Genomic DNA, 273 nt, shown 5'->3' with positions numbered 1-273 from the left:
GGAATCTCCGGTGGATTCTTGCCGCAAGCCGATCCAGAAAAGGCGCCAGACATGGTTGATGTCCTCGGTGACCTCGTTGATCCATATTATGAGAACGGAGGAAGCACGACCGAGTATCCGTCCAAGGCGATGTGCGAGATCCAGCGTCGCTTCAGGACCTCGCCTGATGGTCTGCACGTGGCGGCCAAGGGCTCCCCAGTCACCGAGCATGACTACAGCAAACACCATCCGGATGTGATCAAGAGGTTCAAGGCCATGATCCGTGGTGACGAG

At 57.1% G+C, this 273-nt stretch carries 1 protein-coding gene; it reads left to right on the top strand.

Annotated elements, in window-relative coordinates; genetic code table 11:
- Positions 1–51 precede the first annotated feature (51 nt).
- The coding region (locus R0J87_RS20435; RefSeq protein ID WP_498888545.1) for a hypothetical protein at positions 52–273 on the top strand (222 nt) is incomplete at its 3' end.

Source organism: Halomonas sp. SIMBA_159, assembly GCF_046536035.1.
In the GTDB taxonomy this organism is placed as follows: domain Bacteria; phylum Pseudomonadota; class Gammaproteobacteria; order Pseudomonadales; family Halomonadaceae; genus Vreelandella; species Vreelandella venusta_A.
Note: the sequence above shows the minus strand (reverse complement) of the source record. Positions and strands in the feature narration are given on the sequence as shown.